Source organism: Croceimicrobium sp. (assembly GCF_965228705.1).
GTDB lineage: Bacteria > Bacteroidota > Bacteroidia > Flavobacteriales > Schleiferiaceae > Croceimicrobium.
On sequence record NZ_OZ245832.1, the window covers coordinates 659,046 to 680,516 of the forward strand.

The following is a 21,471-nucleotide window of genomic DNA, read 5'->3' on the forward strand; positions in this document are numbered from 1 at the left end:
ATGGAGAACCTTAAAATTCTGATCGTTGAAGATGAACCGATGATTGCTGAAAGCTTGGCAGAAATGCTGGAGCTCATGGATCATACGGTATTAAGTGTTGCTGATAGTGGCGAAGAAGCCGTGATGCAATTAATGCAGCACGAGCCCGATTTAATGCTTCTCGATATCCAATTGAAAGGAAAAATGGATGGAGTGGAACTCGCTCGCCTTATTCGGCAGAAGTACCATCTTCCCTTTATTTTCACAACCGCTTATGCAGATGAGGAAACCTTAAACCGGGCCAAAGCTGAAGGTCCCTATGGCTATATCGTAAAACCCTATGGGGTGAAAGATATTATGGCGGCTATTGAAGTGGCCATGTCTAATTATCGACTTTTTCAGGAAATTCAGGGGAAAGAGCCCCTTGCTCCCATGCTGCTGAATGATCATTTATACCTAAAGGTAGATCAGCGTTTGGTAAAGATTCGTCAAGGAGATATCGCTTATGCGGAGGCCAAGGGTGATTATGTATTGATCAAAACCCTGAATGAAAGCTTTATTATTTACTCCACTTTAAAGAAGGTAGTGGATAAACTGGAAGCACCTAATTTCTTGCAGATACACCGTAGCTTTTTGGTGAATTTGGATCATATCGAGGATATTGAAGAAAGCACGGTAAGCATTGTAGGTAAAGTAATTCCGGTGAGTAGAGCCAATCGATCTGAGCTTCTTAGTCGCATTCGCACTTTATAGTAAAACATTCAACGGGAAAAAGATTCCATTCGTCGTGAGCGCCACCCCAATCGACTAATATTCTATAAGGGCGCAAGGTTCCAGGATACTTTAGCAGTATAAAATTACCCCTAAAGAAATCTATCATGAACCGTTACGAGCAATTAAGAAGACAAGAGAGCCGCATTGCGGTTTTAGGTTTGAATGTTGAGGGAATTCGCTATGCCCTAAATTTCTCTAAACGATTTAAGACTTTGATTTACGATCAGGTGATTCCTGAAGGCGTTCGTTTACAAGATTTTTTAATTGCTCGTAGCCTGGATATCAATCCTGATGACCATCAATTGGAACTGGCCAATCACTCCGGTGATTTACGTGCTGCCGGGGTATTCTACCTCAATGGTTTAAGTCATTCGATTATGGATTGGGCCAGCATAAAAGATGCGGCTACTGAAGTAGCGCGTAGCCTTAATGTAGGAGATTGGGTAATCTTCGGACCTCATATTGATCCAGATTTGGCTGAGGTAGTATTATTAGAAATCCTCGAGCGTAATAGCGGCCTGAAATTGGGCAACGGATTTGAAATTGCATTTCATCCTCTGGTATTGGATCAACATAATTTCTCCAATATGAGTAATGAGATGAAAATGTCACATAACCTGATTGTTGATGAGGTAGAGCGTATTCTCGATGTAAAAAAGAAGAATGAGTTCGGATCCAATTATATCAACTATCAAAATCAGGAAACCGAATTAAAAAGAATTCAAGATAAAATCAAGGAGCTGTGGATTCCCATGTTGAACGACATGACCCGGGAGACCTTTATGGAGTTTATGCAATTGAGTATGCATAATGGCTTTTTAGATGCTTATGGCCATTTGCGTTTGTCGACGGAAACCCGGGTAAACTGGAGGCGTTTTTTTAAGCTCGTCCTCCAGTTTGGAATCAAAGCAGAGCTGAGGGGACTTTTACTTCAGCAGCAAAATCGTTTGGCAGTGTAGATAGATCATTGTCAAGGGGAGGAAGGATAGACTCCTACGGGAGGATAACCGGAGCGTTTTGCTCTACTCAACCCAAAACCGGCGCTTGGGGAGGCGCCGGTTTTTTTAAAGAAATGTTTCTCCTACTAACCCCCTGTAGGAGATTCAGGGAGGCGGCTTTCGGGTCGCCTCTTCTTTTTTTTATTTTGAGATTGGATTCATAAAAAAAGGCCGGTGATTACCGGCCTTTTTTAGTCTATTAGAAACGCTTAAGCTTCTGCTTCGGAATCTCCTTCCTTCAGAGCTTTGGCTTGCTTTTCAACCTCTACTTGAATTTCAGAATTTTCACCTTCTGTTTTCAAGCTGATTTTAATGGTGTCACCTTCTTCGATTTCCGAATTGATGATTTGCTCCGCCAAGGGATCTTCCACGTATTTCTGAATGGCTCGTGCTAATGGACGGGCGCCAAATTTTTCGTCAAATCCTTTATCAGCGATATATAGCTTGGCTTCCTCGGTCATTTCAATTTGGTAACCCAAATCATTAACGCGAGCATAAAGCTTCCGCAATTCGATATCGATAATCTTAACGATGTTCTCCTTGCTCAAGCTGTTGAAGAGGATCACATCATCAATACGATTTAAGAACTCAGGGGCAAAGGCACGCTTTAAAGCAGTTTCGATAACGCCTTTTTCGAGATCACCCTTACTTGAGGTCCGCGCCGAAGTTCCGAATCCAACACCCGTACCGAAGTCTTTCAATTTACTGGTACCGATATTAGAAGTCATGATGATAATGGTATTCTTGAAATCCACCTTACGACCCAGGCTATCGGTCATATGACCATCATCCAGGGCTTGCAGGAGTAAGTTGAATACATCCGGGTGGGCTTTTTCGATTTCATCGAGCAGTACTACAGAATAGGGCTTGCGACGCACTTTCTCAGTTAACTGACCACCTTCTTCATAACCCACGTATCCGGGAGGCGCTCCCACCAGACGAGAAACTGCGAATTTTTCCATGTATTCGCTCATATCTACCCGAACCAAATTGTCTTCACTATCGAAGAGGGATTTGGCCAGTTCTTTCGCCAATTGGGTTTTACCTACACCGGTAGGGCCCAGGAAGATGAAAGAACCAATAGGTTTCTTAGGATCTTTTAAACCAGCACGGTTACGCTGAATGGCTTTAACGATTTTATCTACCGCTTCATCCTGACCGATAACTTCTTTCTTCATATCGGCACCCATGCTGGAAAGGCGCTTGCTTTCTTGTTGCGCTACTCTTTGCACCGGAATACCGGTCATCATAGCTACCACTTCTGCAACGTTTTCTTCACTAACAGTTTCACGATTTTGTTTCACCTCTTCTTCCCAACGGGCCTGGGCCTCTTGCAATTGGTTTTCGAGGTTTTTCTCATCGTCGCGTAAGCGAGCGGCTTCTTCGTATTTCTGTTTTTTAACTACCTGAATCTTTTGATCACGAATGTCTTCCAGGCGTTTCTCGAGGTCCATTACCTCTTTAGGAACGTGAATAGAAGTAATGTGTACCCGTGATCCAGCCTCATCCAAAGCATCAATAGCCTTATCGGGCAAGTGACGATCTGTTACATATCGGGAGGTAAGGGTTACACAGGCTTTAAGGGCCTCTTCCGTGTAGTTTACATTGTGGTGATCTTCGTAGCGATCCTTAATATTTTTAAGGATCTGAAGGGTTTCTTCAGGATTGGTAGGGTCTACCATCACCTTTTGGAAACGACGCTCTAAGGCACCATCTTTTTCAATATGCTGGCGGTATTCGTCCAGGGTGGTAGCACCAATACATTGGATTTCACCTCGGGCTAAAGCCGGTTTAAACATATTGCTGGCATCCAAAGAACCGGTTGCGCCACCGGCACCAACAATGGTATGAAGCTCATCGATGAACAAAATGATATCATCGTTTTTCTCCAATTCATTCATCAGGGCCTTCATGCGCTCTTCAAACTGACCGCGGTATTTGGTGCCGGCTACTAAAGAGGCCAAATCCAGGGAAACCACGCGCTTATCAAAAAGAACACGCGATACCTTACGCTTAATGATGCGCAGGGCCAGACCTTCAGCAATAGCGGATTTACCCACACCTGGGTCACCAATAAGTAAAGGGTTGTTCTTTTTACGACGGGATAAGATTTGCGATACCCGTTCAATTTCTTTTTCACGGCCAACTACCGGATCCAATTTGCCTTCTTCGGCCATTTTGGTGAGATCGCGTCCAAAATTGTCCAGAACCGGGGTTTTGGTTTTGCCTTCGCTTTTAGCTTTGGAAGGGCCACTGCCAAAACGGCTGCCTTCACCACCGGAGCCCGCGAATTCGTCATCCTCATCGCGATAAGGGCTCTCGCTGCGTGGGCTTTTATCTTGATCCCATTCGCTGTCGAACATAGATTGGTATTCTACTTTCACGCTATCGTAGTCAATGTCATATTTCCGCAGGATACGCGCTACCGGATCATCATCGTTACGTAAAATGCAGAGTAACAAATGGCTGGTGCGTATGGTGCTGGAACCAAAGAGCTTGGCTTCGAGGAAAGTTGTTTTCAGGGCCTTCTCCGCTTGACGGGTTAAAGGCAAATGTTTCTTCGTGCTAACCTGACCGGATACATTGGGAGCGCTAATCGCTTCGATTTGACGACGGAACGCGGCCACATCTACACCGAGGTCTTCTAATATCTTAATGGCCGAGCCTTCGCCTTCGCGAATCAAACCCAGCATTAAATGTTCGGTGCCAATATAGTCGTGCCCCAAGCGGATCGCTTCTTCCTTGCTGTAACTGATCACATCTTTTACACGGGGGGAAAAATTCTCGTCCATAATTTATTCTCAGGAAAATTCTGTTTTGGGAAGGTACTAAGATTATGCCATTAGCAGACCTTCCCATCAAAAGTACTTTATTGGCAATAGGAGCACTCAATAATATAGAGGTTTTATCAACAGTAATCGGTCGAAATTGTGAGTAAAATTAGGTCTTACGGGGCTGGAGAGCCCTTCGCATAAGGTTATATTTGACTTTTGCATAATCTACATTTAAAGTACTGACAGTATGGCTGCAGATGAGCGTATAATTCCGATCAATATTGAGGAGGAAATGAAAACCTCCTACATCGATTATTCGATGTCAGTGATCGTTTCCCGTGCCCTGCCGGATGTCCGAGATGGCTTGAAGCCTGTACACCGCCGGGTACTTTTTGGTATGTATGAACTCGGAGTTCTCTCCAATCGATCTTATAAAAAGTCCGCAAGAATTGTGGGTGAGGTCCTCGGTAAGTTTCACCCTCACGGTGATTCTTCGGTATATGACACAATGGTACGGATGGCCCAGCCCTGGAGCCTTCGCTACATGTTGGTAGATGGCCAAGGTAACTTTGGTTCTATCGATGGTGACCCGCCCGCGGCCATGCGTTATACCGAAGCCAAATTGCGGAAAATCTCCGAGGAGATGTTGGCCGATATCGACAAAGAAACCGTTGATACCCAACTGAACTTCGATGATACCATTTCGGAACCCACCGTATTACCTACCCGTATTCCGGGCTTAATGGTAAATGGTGCTTCTGGTATCGCGGTAGGTATGGCTACCAATATGCCACCGCATAACCTAACCGAATCTATCAATGCTATTAATGCCTATATCGACAATCGCGAGATTACGATTGAGGAATTAATGCAGCATCATATCACCGCTCCTGACTTCCCTACCGGAGGTATTATCTACGGATATGATGGGGTAAAGGAAGCCTTTGAAACAGGTCGCGGTAGAATCGTATTACGCGGTCGTGCCGAAATCATGGAGGTGAAAGGCCGTGAGGCAATTATCGTAACCGAGATTCCCTATATGGTGAATAAGGCGGAGATGATTAAAAAAACCGCCGATCTGGTTAATGATAAGAAGATAGAGGGTATTGCCGATATTAAGGATGAGAGCGACCGTAAAGGGATGCGCATCGTTTATTATCTCAAGCGCGATGCTGTGCCAAATGTGGTGCTCAACATGCTCTACAAGTACACGCAATTGCAATCGAGTTTCTCGGTAAACAATATTGCTTTGGTGAGTGGCCGTCCGGTTCAATTGAACTTGAAGGACATGATTCACCACTTTGTAGATCACCGTATTGATGTGGTGATTCGCCGTACGCATTACGAATTGCGTAAGGCCGAAGAAAGAGCTCATATTCTTGAGGGTCTGATTATTGCCAGCGATAATATCGATGAGGTAATTCAAATCATTCGCTCTTCTGCCAGCCCAGATGAGGCTCGCGATCGTTTAGAAAAGCGTTTCGAACTATCCGAAATTCAGGCTCGTGCTATCGTGGATATGCGTTTACGTCAGCTAACCGGACTGGAGCAGGATAAACTCCGCTCTGAGTACGATGAGCTGATGAAGACTATCGAATACCTTAAGCGTATCCTTAATGAAGAGGATCTGCGAATGAGCATTATTAAAGAAGAACTGGAAGAGATTCGCGAAAAGTACGGTGATGAGCGTCGTACCGATATCGATTATACCGGTGGTTCTTTAAGTATAGAAGATATGATTCCGGATGAGGAAGTAGTAATTACGATTTCGCATGCCGGTTATATTAAGCGTACTTCACTGAGTGAATACCGCAAACAAGGTCGTGGTGGTGTAGGTCAGAAAGGGGTGAACACCCGTGATCAGGACTTTATCGAGCACGTATTCGTAGCTACCAACCATAATTACTTACTCTTCTTTACGGAATGGGGTCGTTGTTATTGGTTACGGGTTTATGAAGTGCCTGAAGGCAGCAAGGCCAGTAAAGGTCGTGCTATCCAGAACCTGATCAATATCCCTCAGGATGATAAGCTCCGTGCCTTTATTAATACCAAGGACTTACGGGATGAAGAATATGTAAACTCCAATTACATAGTGATGGTTACCCAGAAAGGGGTGATCAAGAAAACCACATTGGAAGCCTATTCTCGTCCACGTTCCAACGGTATTAATGCCATTACCATTCGCGAAGGTGATATGCTCTTAGAAGCGAAATTAACCACCGGTAACGATGATATCCTAATGGCAGTGCGCAGTGGTAAGGCGATTCGCTTCAATGAAAATGCCGTTCGTGCCATGGGGCGTAATGCCAGTGGAGTACGTGGGGTAAGCCTGGCCAATGATAATGATGAAGTAGTAGGTATGGTTACCATTCCTGAAGAATTACAGGAAGCGACTTCTATCTTGGTAGTATCTGAACATGGATACGGCAAGCGTAGCCAATTGGATGATTACCGTATTACTAACCGTGGCGGTAAAGGGGTGAAAACCATTACCGTAAGCGAGAAAACCGGTGATCTGGTGGCCATTAAGGCGGTAAGTGATGAAGATGATTTAATGGTGATCAATAAGAGCGGAATTATGATTCGCATCGGAGTTTCCGATCTGCGCGTTATGGGCCGTGCTACCCAGGGGGTACGATTGATTAACCTCAAGAAGAATGATACCATTGCTTCAGTAGCCAAGGTTCCGGCCGGCGACGAAGAAGAAGATGTTGAATTTGATGAAAATGCAGGTGAAGCACCGGAAACTAGCGGTGAAGCTCCGGCAGAAGATTAAGTTCCTATCGATAGAATAAAGCCTCCCTGCTTAGGGAGGTTTTTTTTTAGCTTTGCTTACTAACTCTGCGAGCATGAACGGTAATCGATTGATTTACCTCTTTGTACTAATTCTCTTTACTGGAGGCCTCTTTGGTCAATCTTCCATATCGGGTACGATTAACTCCTACGATAAGCTCATCACACACGGACAGGTGTCTTGTGGAGACTCGGTAGTTACCGCTGGTTTAATGAATTACAATGTGGGCGACCTGTTGATGTTTTACAATCCCGGGGATGCCAGCTTTGTAAGTACAGACAATGCCAGTTTTGGGGATAGCATTAATCTTAACCACAGCGGTAAATTCAAGTTTGCTTACGTTACCGTGGCCAATACCCCACTCATTCAAGTGGATCGTCCATTAGGGGCTGATTTTGGCAACTGGTCCATGATCATCAAAGTTCCAGAATTTGGATTTGTAGAATCTACCGGAACCCTTACCGCACCGGCCTATAATAATGGGATTGGCGGTGTATTTGTATTGCGTGCCGAACGTTTCAAGTTTACTGCTGATATTGATATGGATGAAAAGGGCTTTAAAGGCGGATTTTCATCTAGTAATATGGGGGTGGCTTGTGGTACCCTGGGTTATCGCTTTGCATCAGGTAATAATGGCGGTGCACCCAAGGGCGAAGGTGTAGCCCCAATTCCCAGCACAATGGCCAATGGTCGCGGTCATGTTATTAATGGCGGCGGTGGTGGTAATAATCATAATGCCGGTGGCGGCGGTGGCGCTGGTGGCGGCCCGGGAGGAAATGGTGGTGATGAATGGAGTGGTTGCGCCGGTAATGTCGCTAATGGCGGAATAGGGGGCCAGGCCATGCTTACATCTCACAGTCGCTTTTTTATGGGCGGCGGCGGAGGCTCCGGTCATAATAATGTTTCGGGTTTAAGCTCCGAAGGCGGCAATGGCGGTGGTTTGGTAATGATTATCGCCGATACCCTGGAAGCCAATGGAGGAGAAGTTTTAGCCAATGGCGGCAATGGTAAGTCCATTATTAATCAGGGAGCTGAAGGTGCCGGTGGAGGCGGTGGAGGCGGTACTTCGGTACTTTCCTTTAAAATGGTGGTGGGGATGATTGTCTCCCGACTGGAAGGTGGAGATGGAGGTGACATTAATGGTGGTCAAGCCGGCCCAGGTGGCGGTGGCGGTGGCGGCCATTTATGTGTTTCCGATCCGACCATAGCCAATTATAGTGCTGGCCAGGTGCAAGGTTTTCAATTTGGGGGCGACCATGGTAGTTTGAATAATGGTAGTGCTTATGGTAGTACTGATGGTACTATGGGCTCTTTTGATATTACTTTAAATATGCCTTTTCCCAGCCCCTTAGGTGGGGGTGGTACCGGAGCAGGTACTAATGTTTTGGGAAATGACACCACAATTTGTTCTGTAGACTCGATCTTACTCAGTGCCCCGGCGGGTGCCAATTCCATTTTATGGAGCACTGGCGATACGCTAGCTTCCATTTATGCTTCCAATGTGGGCTGGTACTGGTTGCAGTATACCATGGGTGGCTGTTTGTTTGTGGATAGTCTGAATATTCAGCATTTCGCAGGTGGTGGCGGATCTTTTCTAGGGCCCGATCAAACGCTTTGTCAGGGTGGAACTTTAAGCTTGTCGACTTCAATTAGTGGCAATTATTTATGGAGTACCGGCGGAACGACTAATACTATTACGGTTTCAAGTCCTGGTTGGTATTGGTTGGATATCACTATTAATGGAGCACGTTGTCCGGTGCGGGATTCGATTTTTATCGATGAGGATGATTTTCATACCACTGCAACCGGAGTAGATACCACCATTTGCGCAGGCGATGTTTATCAAAGGATATATCCACCGCAATGGCTGGCCTTTTGGCCGGATGGAACCAGTGGTCAGCAGTTTAATTTCAGCGCTTCAGGAAATTACCTTATTCGGGTAGAGAATGAAAATGGTTGTGAACGATTTGACACCCTGGAGATTAGCACCTTCGGATTAGATTCTGTGGTAGAGGTTTTTGAAGAAGTGGATACCACAGCCTGCGCTACAGAGGGCTACCCGGTAGATTTAAGTTTCTTGAATGGTTCGGTCTTATGGGATGATGGACGAACCAGTAAGATTCGTACTCTCTTTCAGAATCGTCGTTATATCGTAACCTATGAGGAAGGCTGTTTATCCACCAAAGACACCCTGTATCTGGAAATTATCGATTGTGATACTTGCGGATTTGCCTTACCGGATGCTTTCTCTCCCAATGGCGATGGTTTAAATGATGAATATCTAATTAAATCGGATTGCGAATTTGAGTACTATCAGCTCTATATCATTGATCGCTGGGGCGAGGTGGTTTTCGAATCGCAGTCGGCGCTTGATACCTGGGATGGCACCTTTAAAGGAAAGGACTGCTCGCAAGGGGTGTATATCTATGATCTGCGCTATCGATTGCCTTATAAGCAGCAGAAGCGTATCCAGGGTTCCCTTTTCTTAAGGCATTAAGATTCTAAATAAGCTACATTAAGTAGCGGTATATGCAGCCAGGCTTCAGGAATTAAAGCCTAAATGATAAATTTGCCGCCTAATACCGAATAAACAATTTACCATGGGCAGAGCCTTTGAATATCGCAGAGCAGCAAAAGAAAAGAGATGGGGTAAAATGTCGCGACTCTTTCCGCGCTTAGCCAAAGCCATTACGATGGCCGCTAAAGAGGGTGGGGAAGATCCGGATACCAACTCTGCTTTGCGTACCGCTATTGCGAATGCCAAGGCGCAAAACATGCCCAAGGACAATATCGATCGCGCCATCAAACGCGCTAGCGGTAACGATGCGGCCACCTATGTAGAAGTAAATTACGAAGGAAAAGGTCCGCATGGGGTTTTGGTTTTTGTAGAATGTGCTACCGACAATACCACCCGTACCGTTGCCAATGTGAAGTCGTATTTCAATAAAACCGGCGGTCAGATTGTTCCTACCGGATCTCTGGAATTCATGTTCGATCGCAAAGCGGTATTTGAAATCGCCAAGCCTGAGGATTTTGATGCGGAGGAATGGGAATTGGAATTAATCGACGCAGGATTGGAAGACATCGAAGTGCATGATGAATCCGTATATATCTATGGCGATTATACCGACTTCGGAACCCTCTCTTCTGCTTTGGAAGAAAGAGGTGTAGAGGTGAAGAATGCCAGCCTTAAGCGTTATCCTACCACCGATGTTGAATTCGACGAAGAACAAACTGCCGAAATCGAAAAGCTATTAGATAAGCTGGACGATGATGATGATGTGCAGGCGGTGTTTACGAATATGGCTTAGGGGAGACTTTAGATTTTAGACGATAGATATTAGAAGGATTTTTCACAAGGAATAGCGTTGGTGCTTTCAAGGAGATAGAGTTCAATCGTCTGAACTTATCTAATTTCTTTTTGCTTCAACACAGAGACAGAGAGGTTTGGAGTTCTCAGAGGTTCTTTTTGCTGTAAAGTAGTTTGAGGAGACGATAGTATTTAGAGGGATCTTTCACAAGGAATAATGTGGGGTGTTTTTAACCGCGAAGAAGCGAAGAGCGCTAAGTTCCGCAAAGCTTCTGTGTAACTCCCTGCCTGCCGGTAGGAGGGTAGCGTAGCGGGCGGTGAGAAAGTAGTTGGTAGTTAGTCTTTGGTATTTGGTTGAGACGATAGATATTAGACGATAGTATTTAGAGGGATCTTTCACAAGGAATAGTGTGGGGTATTTTTAACCGCAAAGTCGCAAAGGGCGCTAAGTTTCGCAAAGTTTCTCCCTGCCTGCCGGTAGGCGGGTAGCGTAGCGGGCGGTGAAGCAATTCGCAATTGCCTCTGTGTACCTCTGCGTCCTTTGTGTCTCTAGCGAAGCGGGCGGTGAAGTAAAAACAAAAAATCACCCTACCCCCCGATGATCAAAGCTTAAAACCCTTTTTAACTTCCACTCTCCATTTTCCAGGATCCAGAGGTGGGTGAAGCGAGCGGTGCTGCTTTTATGGGCCGAGCGGTTTTTCTTCTGTTGGAAAAAGCTATGCCTACCTCTTTGAATAATACCGTAGAGTTCCTGACCATTGTTCCGATACAGCGGAAAAATCTCGGTCGATTTGCGATCCAGTTCTCGCCAGGTTCTAAAGCCAATACCCCGTAGATTTTGAATGGACTGCACAAAGTCCGCTTTGGAATCGGTGATGCCATGCTCATCATGGTAAAACTCAAAGTCATGGGCTAGAAGTGCCGCCACTTGCTGGGTATCGATATGATTGAAGCCCACCTTAAAAAGCAAGCTGTCCCTTTCGAGGATTATAGAGCTGAGGCTGTCCATCTGGAATTCTGAAATACGAGATTCCCAGACAGAAATGGATGATGGCTTATCAGAGTTGCAGGCGGCTAATAGGCAAACAAAGCCAAGACTTAAGTAAAGTAATTTCATGAGGAGTGTAGAGTAGCTGCAAAATGGTAAAATTGCTTGAGATAGGAGGGTTTATTTTAAAGAAGAAGCAATGAAGGGTTTAGATGAGTTGCCTTCTTTAATTTCATCCAGGTCAGAATTGGAAATCTTATAACGCTGGGATTCCATATTGTCACCAAGAACTGAGATATGAATCACTCGGTTTGTAGGCCACTTATCTAAATTTAAACCCAAGCGGATTTCGATATGGGAGTGAGCTCCTTTAGAATCTAAATACTCAAATTGCTTGAAGCTGAGAATCTTGGTTTTGGCCTGTTCGTGAAATTCAGCGCTGGAAGTAGTATATCCGCCACCAAAATACAGGTCTAAGTCATTAGGGATATTCATAAGAATAACCATGTTTTTAATAAGCTGATTCGACTGGTTGGAGAGTTTAAAGACCACCAGTCTTTTATCGTTATCGACTCGATCTCTATTAGGAGACCAAATGGCTAGCTCGGTTTTGATCTTGGGTATGCGGGTGTCGGCCAGCATAATAGCCACAAAAGAGGCAAAGGCAGCCGTAAATCCTAATGATAGATTTATAAGTCCGCTAATGTCTTTAGGATAGTATTGATGAAATACAATCGCACAGGCAATACCACCAACAAATAGGATGGAACAAGAAAGAATCCAATAGCTTTTAAAGCGTTTCATAAGGCGAAATGGATTTTGAAACTCTCTCCTTAGCTTGATGTCCAAGGGGATTGTAAACCAGTTTCAGCAAATTAGCACTTTGAGTTCAATTGCTAATCTTTAAGTTTCATCTCACATCTCACATCTCACATCTCACATCTCACATCTCACATCTCACTTCTCACTTCTCACTTCTCACTTCTAATTTAGTACACCCGACCTATTTTAGTATATTTGACCTAAATCGAGCTTGGGCTAAAAGTGCTTTACTTGAAAAAAGGATTATTTGAAATGACCCCTAAGAAGCAATCCTTAGCCCTTCTAAAATCCATCGCTTTTATTGCATCTTATTTAATCTTTGGAGCGATCCTGGCACAACTAAAACCTTTCTTTCCACAGCATTATGAGCGTTATGCTCAGGGGCTGGTAGGTACCACTGGGGTAATGCTTACAGTAGGCTTCTTCCTCAAATTGGAGAAGAAGAGCCTCAAGGATTATGGCCTGAATTGGGAGAAAAGCACCTTTTCCAAATTCATAATCGGACTACTATTAGGGATTGTACTGGCAGGGGGGATGCTATTTTCCCAAATTTCCTTTAGTGATTTAGAGCTTGTTTTAAATGATGAAGTTTCGCTTTTTCCATTTTTACTTTGGTCCCTGGCCTTTGTACCTCTGGCTTTTATGGAAGAGGTGGCCTTTCGATCCTATCCACTTCTAAAACTCAATCAGGCCTTTGGCTTTAAAATCACCCAGATCATCTTGGCGATCTTATTCGCCATTTACCATATGTTGATGATGTGGTCACCGGAAGTTTCTTTACTGGGGCCAGGAATATGGGCTTTGGCTTATGCATTAGCCGCAGTGCGGTCGGGGGGAATCGCTTTGCCAACCGGATTGCATTTCGGACTTAATTTTGTGCAATCTGTTATTGGCGGGCAAAAAGGAATAGATCCGATTTGGACCCTGGATTATCCTGCAAATGTTTCAGATTCTGCCATTGAGGCCAATAATCAATTCGGGATCGGTCTTCATATTCTGCTTTTAATTTGCTGCATTATCGCAACAGAAGTTTATGTGCGGAAGCAGAAGGCATTGAAATAGAAAAGATCCTTGTCTCAAATCCCAGTTACCAGAATTAAAGCAATCCATTAATTCATCCTATTTTTCAGTTCTGTTGCCAATGAATTGGAATTAACATGAATTACAAAACCTATAAAGCCCATCAGGATTTAGAGTCCATTGTAAAGTTTTATTGGACCTTGGAAGTGCCCTTTGATCCCAATAATCAAAAGCAAAAAATTGTGCCTGATGGCTGCATCGAAATGACTTTCAATTTTGGAGATCCGATTAAAAGATTCATTTCCGGGAAGGACTTTGTTTTTCAGGCTAAAGCCATGCTGATGGGGCAAAGAACCCAAACATTTGAAATTTTACCGGCTGGGCATGTAGATACTTTTGCCATTTGTTTCTATCCCATTGGATTTGCCAACTTCGTGGACTTGTCGCTGGATAAATGGCTAGATCAAGAAGTGCCCCTTTCAGAGGTATTTGAAGCTGACGAGGCCTATGATCTGGAGCAACAAATTATGCAGGCGGACAGTACTCAAGAGAGGATTGGCCATATTGAAGGCTTTCTACTGCGGAAACTTAAGGAGCATGATACTATCAGTCATATAGTAAGATCTACCGTAGATAGCCTGCTTCAATCGAAGGGAAGGGCGCCTATTCATACACTCGTGAAGGAGGAGGGAGGCCAAAGAAGGCAATTGGAAAGGCATTTTAAAAAGCAAATTGGCATTAGCCCCAAACAATTGGGGAAGGCCATTCGACTACAGACCACCTTACATTTACTACTCAATAAGAAAAAGGAAACCCTCACTGATATCGCCTATGAAAGCGAGTATTTCGATCAGAATCATTTCATTAAGGATTTTAAGAACCTGATGGGCCTCAGTCCGAAGGAATTCTTAAACAGCGAACAGATGGCCTTAAGTTCTCTCTTCTATAAATAAAAACCCTGTCGCATTTCTACTATTTTGAATTGTCAGCTCCTGATAGCTTTGTCTTAAATCTAAAAAAGGCTGGCATGCAAATCCGGAAAAAGATCCTGGCGTTAATGATTAGTGCAATCTGTTGTAGCTCCTGTAATTACTCGGGTCAAAGCAGTTCTAAGACAGAACAAAAAGCAAGTACAAGCAATTCAAATGAAGAAGTGATGAGAAGCTATATTTCTATGTTGGAAATCCCGGTACAGGATATTTCACGGGCCATTAAATTTTATCAGGCCTTATTGGATATTGAGATTGAAGAAATGGAATTCGAAGGAATGCATATGGGCATTTTCCCTTATGAGGACCAATTGGTTAATGTGGTTTTGATTCAGGAGGAAGGATATCAAGCAAGCGGAGATGGGCCAGTAGTATATTTAAATGCGGGTGAGAATTTAGAGCCCGTACTGGCTCGAGTAGAAAGCCATGGGGGCAAAATCCTTCTGGCCAAAACTGCACATGCCGATAATAGTGGCTACTTCGCTCTCTTCCAGGATTCTGAAGGAAATAAACTGGCCTTGAATTCTCCACATTAGGAAACAAGGACTTTGCTAAGATTAAAAAACATGGCGGTTTGGGTGTATACTCAAACCGCCATTGTTTTAAGGCATTCCTTATTGGAATTTCACCTTATTTGGTCGGAGCTAAACAAATTACTTCCTAATCGACAATACCTTCTCACATCTCACATCTCACATCTCACCTCTCCCGCAAAGACTATATTTTGCTTTTGAACTGTATTTTAGAAGCAAGCGATTGTACCTTTATCCAGCCCATGAATCTTAAAAACTACAAAATCCCCACTATCCTGGCTGTATTGTACTGGATTCCGGCTACCCTCTATTTGTTTTCCGACGCCGGTACCGGTTCCAATAGTTTTTTAGTCCCAGGCTGTATTTTGGGTTTTGCCTTCGGCTATGGAGGTAGTTTGCTATTAGCATTGCTAGGGCAATTGATCAATTTGGTAGTGCTCATATTAATCGGGAGACTTCTTTATGAACCTATACGAAGAAGGAGAGCAAATGAAAAGTAGATTCAATGTTTTTAGGGTACTAGTAATCTTTGTCTGTGCGCTTTAATCCCCTGCATTGCCTATTGGTTTTATAAGTGGGACAAGCTTGAGTTTTGAGGAGCAATTCGCTGGGATCCTGGCATTTTGATTATGAAGGAAAAACAACAAATAAAACATAGCGATTACATCCTTACGATTAAGGAGTTTTGGAGCCCTAGTCAATGCGAGGATTTTTAGCAAAGAGCGAAGCTTTGGGCTATGAGCAGGCAAAAGTTCAAACCGAAAGTGGTGAAAAGTTTATTGAAGCGGTTCGAAACAATCAACGCGTATTGTTTAGGGATCGCGAATTGGCGAACGAATTATGGCTGCAGGTAAAGCCCTTTGTCCTCTCCAAATTGGGTAATAGCATCGCCATTGGTTTGAATGAGATGTTCCGCTTCTATAAATACCAAGCTGGCCAAGAGTTTAAAAAGCACCGTGACCAAAGTTTTATTCGAAGCGAAAGTAAATCGAGTTATTTTACTTTTATCATATATCTGAATGAGGGATTCTTAGGAGGGGAGACCGAATTCAAGGAAGTGAAAATTATCCCTAAAACTGGAGATGCGCTGCTCTTTTTCCACGATCTGGAGCACTCGGGAAATCCTATAGAGGAAGGTGCCAAATACCTGCTTCGAACGGATGTGATGTACCGATTGGAATAGTTTGCATTGCTTTTTGAGCGCATTGCGATCTCTATAAGAGCCATTGAATCGTTTATCGGAGCATAGTGATTTGAAAATAGCTAGGGAGTTGTAATAATTATAGCAATGAGTAAGACACCAAATTTTGGAGTTTTTAATGATTTCTGGAATGGGTTTCCAAATCATTTACCTTTCCTGACTTTAATTGAAACTCCCTACCAGCCGGAAGAATGGAATCTTACTAAAAGTATTGAAAGGCTTGATCATATTGTTTCAGAAAGCTCTGGTTCTCAAATAGCAAATGGAATCAGACTATTGCTAAAAAACGAAGATTGGAGGCCACATTTAGTTGCTGCCTTGGCAATTCTAAAGATTGATAAAGACCTGCAGTTTGAATTGAAGTCTGATTTATGGTCTCGTCTAAAGTCTGGATCTTGGGTAAGTCCTCAAATTCTGGTAATTCTTTCCCTTATAGATTCTGAGTTTAATTTAAAGGCAAGGGAAATTTGTGAAAATGGATTTGAGATTTCCTATTCCGAAATGCCGATGCACGAACATCATTTCGCAAGAGGACCAGCAGGTCTAAGTGTTGATAACAAGAAAGTTGTTGCTTCAGTTGAATATCTTCTGAATGGACTTATTATCGATTCTAGAGAAAATGATAATGGTGGCTCCCTAGCAAAAGGTTGGAAGGAAAACCTTTTTAAATTGATTGATAATAAGCGGTTTAAGATTAAAGAATAAGATCACTGGCCAAGCCCTGAAAGGAATAGCCTCACTCAAAAAGCAAGGTTAATGAAAGCCAACATCCTTGTCCGCTTAACATCTTCTTTGGCTCCAATCCCCTCTCACATCTCACTACTCACATCTCACTACTCCTAAGGGAAAATCCCCCATTCCCCAAAAAGGATATTCCCTCTTTTTAAGCAAGGTAAAAGCGTAGCTTATTGGTTTTGGGTATTTTGTATTACCTTTTCTTCATGTTTTGCTGATATTTTTTTAGATTAAATTGAAGTATACCTATAATAGTAAGTTAAACTTTATGGGAATAGATAGTATTTGGTAAAGCAGGTTTTCATTAGTTTTTTTATTACTTGGAATACAAATGAAACCAAACGTTAGGATAGATATCTACCTAATTTTAAGTAACTAAATTCAGTTTTAGGGTTTTTTCTGCTCGAGAAGCTGAGACTTAAATTGAAAATAAAATAAAACAGCAATAGGTTATATTTATACATTTAAAGTGAAAAAAAATAAAATCAAACATGTTTGGTAAGAAGAAAATAGAAATTAACGCAATACAGGACTCTGATTTAGCAGAAGCTTTGAAACAAACAAGACAATATAATGACTTAATAGAAGGGAAAATTCATTGTGTTTCTTGTGACACTGTTATGACGGAAAATAATATTGGAGTAATTCAATCACAAGTTATTAATGGTGTTGCAAATCTCACTTTTTATTGTGAACGAATAGATTGTGTAGATGAATTTAAAAGAAAATTAAATGAATAAATTTGTTGAGAAATTATTAGTCTTGATTGAGTCTAGTGGTTTGGAAATCAGCTTGACATTGGTTTTAACATTGGTTGTTATAGTTGCTGCAACTAAACCTGAAAATTTTAAAATTTTATTTGGATATTTCTGGCATGTATTAGCCATACCATTTAAATATTTTAGAAAAAAGGCAATAAGGTTTCAAATTGAAGGTCCGTTGACAAAAGCACTTAAACGGATTTCTAAAGAATTGCCTGTGTAAGCTTCCCTTAAAACCGAACTGTTTAAAAGTAGAGGAATAGGATTAATTTTAAACAGTCGATTATGAGAAAGAGTAAGTTTTCGCCAGAGAAGATTGCCAGGGTCTTGAAAGAGTTTGATCAAGGTAGAAGTGCACAGGAATTGAGCCGAGAGTACGGGGTTAGTACCGCAACGTTTTACAAATGGCGAGAGCGTTATGCTGGCATGAGTGGAAAGGAGTTAAAGCGTATAAAGGATCTTGAAGAGGAAAACAGGAAGCTTAAGCAGATGTACGCGAACCTGGCCCTAGATCATCAACTAGCTAAAGAGATTATTGAAAAAAAGCTTTAAAGCCCTGCCGTAAGAGAGAGATTGGTCAGGAAATATCTAGACGCTACGGTATTAGCAGGGCATGCCGTGTATTAAACCTCAGTAAAAGCGTGTATTACTATCAAGCCCAAGCAAAGGATGATCGTGAGCTGGAAGAAGCATTACTGACGAAAGCAAAAGAACATTCTGAGGAAGGCTTTTGGAACGCCTATCACCGCTTACGTAATGAAGGCAAGACTTGGAACCACAAACGACTACATCGTGTTTATGTGGCTTTAAAACTACCTTTAAGACGAAAGGTTAAGAAGCGATTACCCGCTCGGGTAAAAGAACCGTTAGTGGTGCCTGATAGGCCGAATCAGACCTGGAGTATGGACTTTGTACATGATGTACTAGAAAACAAGCGCAAGTTTCGTGCATTCACGGTAATTGATGACTACAATCGAGAAGCACTACATATCGAAGTAGATTTCTCACTTCCATCAAACAGAGTAGTATATGTGCTTAATCATTTAATCAATCGCAGGGGTAAACCCGATGTGATCCGAATGGACAATGGGCCCGAGTTCATTGCTGAGCTCACTAAATCATGGAGCGTCATTCATGAAATAGAATTTAGATATATCCAACCCGGCAAACCCACACAGAACGCTTTTATAGAGCGATTTAATGGAAGCTACCGCCGAGGAGTGCTGGACAAATATATTTTTGAAGATATCCATCAGGTAAGGGAGCAAACAGAAAAGTGGATGCATGACTATAACAACTTTAAACCTCATGATTCATTAGGAAATATACCGCCTAGGGTATACGCCAAACGCAACCACCCCGAGGGTACCCTCGGGGTGGTTGAAAACAATACTATCTTTGGAAAAGTCAATTAACTAATGGTTCGGATCAGGGGAAGCTTACACCTGAGATTGATATTCCAGACTTGAAAGTAAATTGGGTTAATCATGATAATTTACAGTCTAAACTAAGTGAAGGTAAGGCAATTATTAAACTGAAATTTGATAATGATAATTCAAGAAATATAATAAAGGCAACTTCAATATATGTAAAGGATGCTTTCTTAATTAATTCAAAACCATATTTAAGTGATAATTTAGTCAAGGCATTGGATCTAACTGTCACAAAAAAAATTCTTTTAACATCTGATATAAAAAATAAAGGGAGTGTTGTGCCTATTTTTATTAATGAAAATAAAAATGAAAGCAATGAGGTTTTTGAAAAATGTGAAAAGCTTGAAGAAATTGATGATAATGGACTTTTTACAAGAGTTGTTTTGCGTGAGCTTAATTGTTTGGGTGAATCCCAGTTTGGAAGGACTCCTAAACAAGAACATCATATTGAGAGTGAAGAATTTTTGGATTTTATTTATAATGTAGTTACTAGAGAATATGATGATAATACACCTTTAGTTTATGTAAGTAGGTACTATAAAGTAGGTTTTCTACTTGTTGCTAAGGCTGAAACATATATGAATCACGGTTTAGATCCTTATTACAGAAGGATCAGGCTAGGAATTGCTAGTGGAATAAAGAGTTTCTATTTATTAGCAAGATCAGAAAAGGTTGAAATTCTGGAAAAGGTAGCGAAAGAGTTGCTATATACTGGGAACTTTATCCTTAAAAATAATCCAAAAGAGTATATTGATACATTAAATAGAAAGTGTATTTGTTACTCGCTGGAAGTGAATACTGATAGTATTTTATCAAGTACATTATCTACTATTGGAAAAGCGATAAAAGATAAGTCAATTGTACATGGAGTGATAACAACAGTTCGTGATAATAGGCTACTAATAGATGTTAATGGCTTGTCGGGGGAGGTGAAATATCACAACCTTAGTGCAGGAGATATCATAGATGCCCGAAATTATTTTATGGAAGGTAATGACATTGAGTTAATACCTTTAGAAATTTTAGAAGGTGGTTTAGTCAATTTTAGTTTAAAAAACACCAAAAGTGATCCAATAAACTTTGTGAAGTCACAATATGAGATTGGTAAGTTTTTAAAGGGCAGAGTAATCTATGCTGATGACGGATTCATTAAACTTGACATTGGGAATCAGGTAATTGAAGGGATTGCGTTTAGAAGGGATTTAACATACAGTAAATTTTTGTTTCTTCATGATAAGTTTAAACTTGATCAGAGTTATGACTTTATAATTAAGGATTATGATTTTTCTAGAGGTCAATTAATTTTAAGGCTAAAAGATTTACGTGATCCATGGGAAAATAATAATTTCCGAGTTGGACAAAAGTTAACTTTTACTTTAATGCGAAAGTCTAAAAATTCACTTTTGGGAGAAATAGAAGAAGGAGTAAATGCATTAATCCCTAAGTATGAACTCGGCTGGACTGAAGAGCAGCAGAAGGTATATTTTGAAAATGTTAGTTTAAACTCCTCCTTTAAAACTACGGTTCAAAATGTTGAAGATAGATTATTAATAGTTTCAATTAAAAGAGAGCAGGAAAATCCATATCAGGAATATTTTGATAAAAATGCCAATGAAATTAATCAATTTTATATCACAAATATTAATGATTATGGTATTAATGGTCTAATTGGGAATCTAAGAATTTATATTCCAAAATATGAAATATCTTGGAAGGGCAGTGATGCAAAATATTTGGAAAATAATTCTTACGATGTTTCAATAAAAGGTGTTGGTAAAAATGGTGACAAACTCATAGGTACCTTTAAACCTCTATTAAAGCATCCCTTAGATGATTTTAGTAAGGTTTATTCTATAGGTGATACTTTGAGTAATTTAAAGATTAAAGAAGTTTTCGAATGGGGAATTATTTATACTATTTCACATGATGAAAAGGCGATTGATGGCTTTCTTTTGAAAAGAGATGTGAGTAACTATTTCTTTATTAATGATATTAAGTCTTTAGCTATTTTTTTGGATAATGTTTCTTTGAACATTTCTGAAATTAACCTGGAGCTAAATCGTGTGATTTTAAGCTTAAAGGATTTTACTAGAAGTAATACTAATTCTCTCAAATATTTTAACTATGAGGATGCATATGAAGCAATTGTAATAGGTTTTAATAATAATGGATATGGAGTGATTGTTAAAGATTATTGGATTGAGGGAATTCTTGAATCAAGTAAAGTTCTTTCTATTGGTTCGAAGATTTCAATTAGACCAACTAGAATTGAAGAAGTATTAATCTATTTTACAATAGATTAATATTCAAGTTGTCTCTTTAATTGGTCTTGAAGTTGTTATTTACTTTGAAATTTCATC

17 protein-coding genes and 1 pseudogene are annotated in these 21,471 nt (G+C 41.5%); 15 read left to right on the forward strand and 3 right to left on the reverse strand.

Annotated features, from left to right (window positions below; all coding sequences use genetic code 11):
* Positions 1-732: a LytR/AlgR family response regulator transcription factor gene (locus ACO05P_RS02855; RefSeq protein WP_421753278.1), complete on the forward strand. Its 732-nt coding sequence runs from the start codon at positions 1-3 to the stop codon at positions 730-732.
* Positions 733-857: 125 nt separating this feature from the next.
* Positions 858-1,712 (forward strand): hypothetical protein, encoded by an 855-nt coding sequence (locus ACO05P_RS02860; RefSeq protein ID WP_421753279.1) that lies wholly within the window; start codon positions 858-860, stop codon positions 1,710-1,712.
* A 248-nt stretch (positions 1,713-1,960) separates the two neighbouring features.
* On the opposite strand, the gene ACO05P_RS02865 is transcribed toward ACO05P_RS02860, so the two are convergent.
* Positions 1,961-4,543, reverse strand: a complete 2,583-nt coding sequence (locus ACO05P_RS02865) for an ATP-dependent Clp protease ATP-binding subunit (RefSeq protein WP_421753280.1) — start codon at positions 4,541-4,543, stop codon at positions 1,961-1,963.
* Between the two features lie 229 nt (positions 4,544-4,772).
* On the opposite strand from ACO05P_RS02865, the gene gyrA reads away from it, so the two are divergent.
* The 3 genes from gyrA to ACO05P_RS02880 all read left to right on the forward strand — a co-directional run bounded on the left by gyrA (position 4,773) and on the right by ACO05P_RS02880 (position 10,630).
* The gene (gyrA, locus tag ACO05P_RS02870) at positions 4,773-7,301 is read left to right on the forward strand and encodes a DNA gyrase subunit A (RefSeq protein WP_421753281.1); all 2,529 of its coding nucleotides are present in this window, start codon (positions 4,773-4,775) and stop codon (positions 7,299-7,301) included.
* A 73-nt stretch (positions 7,302-7,374) separates the two neighbouring features.
* On the forward strand, positions 7,375-9,816 hold the full coding sequence (locus ACO05P_RS02875) for a gliding motility-associated C-terminal domain-containing protein (protein WP_421753282.1): 2,442 nt from the start codon (positions 7,375-7,377) through the stop codon (positions 9,814-9,816).
* Positions 9,817-9,919: 103 nt separating this feature from the next.
* Positions 9,920-10,630: a YebC/PmpR family DNA-binding transcriptional regulator gene (locus ACO05P_RS02880; protein ID WP_421753283.1), complete on the forward strand. Its 711-nt coding sequence runs from the start codon at positions 9,920-9,922 to the stop codon at positions 10,628-10,630.
* A 582-nt stretch (positions 10,631-11,212) separates the two neighbouring features.
* Here the strand turns inward: ACO05P_RS02880 and ACO05P_RS02885 are convergent.
* Positions 11,213-11,746 (reverse strand): nuclear transport factor 2 family protein, encoded by a 534-nt coding sequence (locus tag ACO05P_RS02885; protein WP_421753284.1) that lies wholly within the window; start codon positions 11,744-11,746, stop codon positions 11,213-11,215.
* 51 nt (positions 11,747-11,797) lie between these two features.
* Positions 11,798-12,421, reverse strand: a complete 624-nt coding sequence (locus tag ACO05P_RS02890) for a hypothetical protein (RefSeq protein ID WP_421753285.1) — start codon at positions 12,419-12,421, stop codon at positions 11,798-11,800.
* 249 nt (positions 12,422-12,670) lie between these two features.
* Here ACO05P_RS02890 and ACO05P_RS02895 point away from each other — a divergent pair, with 249 nt between their 5' ends.
* The 10 genes and pseudogenes from ACO05P_RS02895 (at position 12,671) to ACO05P_RS02940 (ending at position 21,414) form a co-directional block, all read left to right on the forward strand.
* Entirely contained in the window at positions 12,671-13,501 is an 831-nt protein-coding gene (locus ACO05P_RS02895) for a CPBP family intramembrane glutamic endopeptidase (protein ID WP_421753286.1), read from the forward strand.
* 95 nt (positions 13,502-13,596) lie between these two features.
* Complete coding sequence (locus tag ACO05P_RS02900; protein ID WP_421753287.1) at positions 13,597-14,412, forward strand: AraC family transcriptional regulator; 816 nt, start codon at positions 13,597-13,599, stop codon at positions 14,410-14,412.
* 203 nt (positions 14,413-14,615) lie between these two features.
* Positions 14,616-14,984: a VOC family protein gene (locus ACO05P_RS02905; protein WP_421753288.1), complete on the forward strand. Its 369-nt coding sequence runs from the start codon at positions 14,616-14,618 to the stop codon at positions 14,982-14,984.
* A 239-nt stretch (positions 14,985-15,223) separates the two neighbouring features.
* Entirely contained in the window at positions 15,224-15,481 is a 258-nt protein-coding gene (locus tag ACO05P_RS02910) for a hypothetical protein (protein ID WP_421753289.1), read from the forward strand.
* 200 nt (positions 15,482-15,681) lie between these two features.
* Complete coding sequence (locus ACO05P_RS02915; RefSeq protein WP_421753290.1) at positions 15,682-16,164, forward strand: 2OG-Fe(II) oxygenase; 483 nt, start codon at positions 15,682-15,684, stop codon at positions 16,162-16,164.
* 105 nt (positions 16,165-16,269) lie between these two features.
* Positions 16,270-16,887 (forward strand): hypothetical protein, encoded by a 618-nt coding sequence (locus ACO05P_RS02920; RefSeq protein WP_421753291.1) that lies wholly within the window; start codon positions 16,270-16,272, stop codon positions 16,885-16,887.
* A 521-nt stretch (positions 16,888-17,408) separates the two neighbouring features.
* Positions 17,409-17,657: a hypothetical protein gene (locus ACO05P_RS02925; protein WP_421753292.1), complete on the forward strand. Its 249-nt coding sequence runs from the start codon at positions 17,409-17,411 to the stop codon at positions 17,655-17,657.
* Entirely contained in the window at positions 17,650-17,901 is a 252-nt protein-coding gene (locus ACO05P_RS02930; protein ID WP_421753293.1) for a hypothetical protein, read from the forward strand. Before ACO05P_RS02925 ends, ACO05P_RS02930 begins: the two co-directional genes overlap by 8 nt.
* A gap of 62 nt (positions 17,902-17,963) precedes the next feature.
* Positions 17,964-19,027, forward strand: a pseudogene (locus ACO05P_RS02935) (IS3 family transposase); the annotation flags it as partial.
* Positions 19,028-19,143: 116 nt separating this feature from the next.
* Positions 19,144-21,414, forward strand: coding sequence for a hypothetical protein (locus tag ACO05P_RS02940; protein ID WP_421753294.1), 2,271 nt, complete (start codon positions 19,144-19,146; stop codon positions 21,412-21,414).
* Positions 21,415-21,471 lie beyond the last annotated feature (57 nt).